Annotated in this window: 4 protein-coding genes and 1 pseudogene; 2 read left to right on the forward strand and 3 right to left on the reverse strand. The window is 56.4% G+C overall.

Annotated elements, in window-relative coordinates:
* The first annotated feature begins 492 nt into the window (after positions 1-492).
* Both HEQ60_RS10400 and HEQ60_RS10405 read left to right on the forward strand, forming a co-directional pair.
* A complete protein-coding gene (locus HEQ60_RS10400; protein WP_168071614.1) occupies positions 493-1,074 on the forward strand; it encodes a recombinase family protein in 582 nt (193 codons plus the stop codon).
* A gap of 39 nt (positions 1,075-1,113) precedes the next feature.
* A pseudogene (locus HEQ60_RS10405) lies at positions 1,114-1,525 on the forward strand (recombinase family protein).
* 207 nt (positions 1,526-1,732) lie between these two features.
* Here HEQ60_RS10405 and HEQ60_RS10410 read toward each other — a convergent pair.
* The 3 genes from HEQ60_RS10410 to HEQ60_RS10415 form a co-directional block, all read right to left on the reverse strand.
* The gene (locus tag HEQ60_RS10410; RefSeq protein ID WP_168071615.1) at positions 1,733-1,879 is read right to left on the reverse strand and encodes a hypothetical protein; all 147 of its coding nucleotides are present in this window, start codon (positions 1,877-1,879) and stop codon (positions 1,733-1,735) included.
* Between the two features lie 389 nt (positions 1,880-2,268).
* Positions 2,269-2,478 (reverse strand): transposase, encoded by a 210-nt coding sequence (locus HEQ60_RS11000; RefSeq protein WP_416046644.1) that lies wholly within the window; start codon positions 2,476-2,478, stop codon positions 2,269-2,271.
* Positions 2,390-2,980, reverse strand: coding sequence for a transposase (locus HEQ60_RS10415; RefSeq protein WP_209315517.1), 591 nt, complete (start codon positions 2,978-2,980; stop codon positions 2,390-2,392). Before HEQ60_RS10415 ends, HEQ60_RS11000 begins: the two co-directional genes overlap by 89 nt.
* Positions 2,981-3,393: the final 413 nt, after the last annotated feature.

A 3,393-nucleotide genomic window follows, 5' to 3' on the forward strand; every position in this document is an offset into this window, starting at 1 on the left:
TCATCTGACACCATACAGGCGCACCAATCGCCGGAACACTTCCGGCAAACACACAGAAAACGCCACGGGCCAAAACCCGTGGCGTTTTCATTTCCAGACACCGGAAAAAAAACCATAAACGGCCATTTATAAGCCGGTCCGGTTTCGAGACACCGGACACGGCGTGTGACCTTGATCGCTAAATGGCTTTGAATTTTGATTGCTAATTGGCGTTTCCGATGACGAGGGCCTGTCATGCGGCATCGACAACATCTTCAGTGATCATGGCGAGTTCATTGATGCGGCCGGAGAAGCGCGAACCGGTGCATTGCCTGGCTGCGCTGTTCTTCAGAGAAGTCTGTGAGATTGTCCGTAAGAGGATCGTTGTGCGGACGGTTCATCATCATAAACCCACTCAGTACACATATCGGTAAATAACGGGAGGCTTTCTTTATCAATTGAATAGTACGATAAAAATTGCAGTAACGGTACGTCTAACGTACATCTTATGACATGAAGAATATTACGATTGGTTACGCGCGCTGCTCTACTGACAAGCAAGACCTTGCTGCGCAGCGTCATGCCCTCGTCGAACTCGGTGTTGTTCCGGATCGCATCTATACGGATCAGGGGCTGACCGGGCGCACACGCACACGGCCCGGTCTCGACCAGGCGCTTGCGGCCGTGAGGGCGGGTGACACGCTGGTCATCACGAAGCTCGACCGCCTCGCACGCTCGGTCCTTGATGCACGGGAGATCGCCGACACCTTGACGGAGCGCAAGGTACGACTGGCCTTGGGCGCGTCCATCTATGACCCGACCGACCCCATGGGGAAGATGTTCTTCAACATCCTCGCTACCTTTGCGGAGTTTGAGTCGGACATCATCCGGCTACGGACCCGCGAGGGCATGGCGGTAGCCCGCGCCAAGGGCAAACTACGCGGCAAGAAGCCCAAGCTCTCCGAACGGCAGCAATGCGAGTTGCGGCGTATGTACGATACCGGTGACTACAGCATCAGCGATCTGGCCGAGCTGTTCTCCGTCTCCAGGCCGACCGTGTACCGCACCCTCACACGCACCGAGAACGCCAATTAGCAATCAAGGTCACAGGCTTGGCTGTCGCAAAATAGCGGCATGAAAATCGGATATGCCCGCATCTCGACCGTTGATCAAAATGCCAACTCGCAACGCGATGCCCTCAAGGCTGCGGGCTGTGAAAAGGTTGTCACTGACCAAGTATCTGGCACGAGCCTCACGCGGCCAAAACTCGACAAGCTGCTGGCGGGGCTTCAGGCGGGTGACGTTTCATCTGATGGGTGCTTTGGCGGAATTTGAACGCTCGCTGATCGTCGAGCGAACGCAAGCGGGATTGAAGGCAGCTCGATTCCGTGGGGTGCGCGTCGGTCGCCCCCCTGCCCTCACTGCTGCACAAGTGAAACACGCTCGAAAACTGATCGACGGTGGTGAACGCCCTTCGGTTGTGGCTACCTCTTTGGGGGTTGATCGCTCGACGCTCTATCGAGCTATAAAAGCAAATGGCACGTAAGATCGTAAACGGCAGGCTCTGCGAGAAAGTGACGGTCACGTGCTTCATCTGTCACGGGCGGGGACGGGATGATGTCGGGGGACATATGCTACGAACGAAATGTCGTGACTGTAAAGGCACCGGACATGATCCCGATGGGCCATTCGAGATCTGGCGGGCATTGGAACCTGTCGCTGATCGGAAAGCAGCAAAAAACAAGCGCGAGACTTAAAACGGCAAATCTGTTTCCTTGCCTGTGGCGGCATGATACTGGGTGTGGGCGGATTCCAGCACCATAACAATCCGCTCAAGCGGGGTCGGCAATGCGCCTTCACTCCCGAATTTCATGATGTTGTCGCTATGCTCAGGACTCATAAAAGGGATTCCCCTAGGCTTGCGGCTATGATTCAGACTCTCCATCACAGGGGAGCTCATCATGTCCGAGCATCACTTTTGACTTTCCGATACGCAGTTCGCCCGCCTTAAACCGTTATTGCCGAATAAGTTGCACGCGGTCTGCGACCGTATCGGCAGACCATCGATATTGCTGCTGTGCGAAGGCCAGGTCAGCGACGGGTTCCGCAAAGCATTGGAAAACCTCGGCATCAAAGCCATCCATCCCGAGCCGAACTGGACACAGGAACCCCATCCAGTACGACCAGAAACTCTACAAGAAGCCCAACGTTATCGAACGCATGTTCGGCAGACTGAAGGACTGGCAGCGCATCGCCGCCACCGTTATCTTCTGATTATGAGTCCTGGGCCTAGCCCCTTTTGACAAAGCCTGGCAACCAAAGCTTGGCGGCTGTCAGATGTAGGAAGCCGAGGAAGGACTTGGCCATTTTGTCGTAACGGGTGGCGATGCGACGGAACAGCTTGAGGCGGTTAAACATGCGCTCGATGCGATTGAGGTCCCTGTATCGCAGGATATTGCATGCAAGTGGCTGAGAGCGATTGGACCGAGGCGGGATCACCGGCAGGATGCCGCGGATGAGCAGGCTCTCGCGCAACGCTGTCACCGTCATAGCTCTTGTCTGCCAGCAGCATGCGGGGCTTGCCAACGGGCAACCCCATCAAGTCCGCCACTGCCTGATAATCCGACACGTCGCCGCCGGTCAGCTTGAAGCCGGGAGGGCGGCCTTCACCGCCCGTCAGCGCGGGCGTTGATTTTGCTCGTAAAGCCGCCGCGGCTTCGACCAAAGCCTTCCTTATGAGTCCCCTTTTTGCGCCAGTCGATGGGCTGTGCCCTCGGGCAATGGTGCTGTCGATCATGTGCTGCCAATCGGCGGTCAGGCCGAGATCGACCAAGGTGTCCAGCAGCGTATCCCACACGCCTTGTTTGGCCCAGCGACGGAACCGGACGTAGACGGAGTTCCATTTGCCGTAGCGTTCATGCATGTCGTGCCATGGACAACCACCCGCAGCGCGTAGAGCATGCCGTTGAGAAAACGCCCATTGTCGTGGGCCGGGCGGCATCCGCGACTGCGCTCGGCGGGCAGCAGCGATCCAATGATCTCCCACTCCTCGTCAGTCAGATCGCCGCGTATCTCACTGGTCCCCGCAAAGAGCAGTGTTGAATCACGTCCCCGCGATTTTGGGAATCTACTTTGTCAACAGAGCTTAGCTGACCGCATCTGTTCATAAAATGTCTTCTCGTGCCTTGGTTCGGTATGAAAAACCGCCAGGGGATTTGTTGCCTTGTGTCTGTCATGGTCCGAACTTGCTATTTTTATTCTGCACAAACGAGACAACAAACATATGACTGAAACATTTCTTCATGGTGTCGAGGTTCTGGAAATTGATGCCGGACCACGCCCGGTGCGGACCGTCCGGTCTTCGGTGATCGGGGTTGTGGGGACGGCGCCGGGGGCGGATGCGGATCGTTTTCC

Source organism: Haematospirillum sp. H1815 (assembly GCF_012102705.1).
In the GTDB taxonomy this organism is placed as follows: Bacteria; Pseudomonadota; Alphaproteobacteria; order Rhodospirillales; family Rhodospirillaceae; genus Haematospirillum.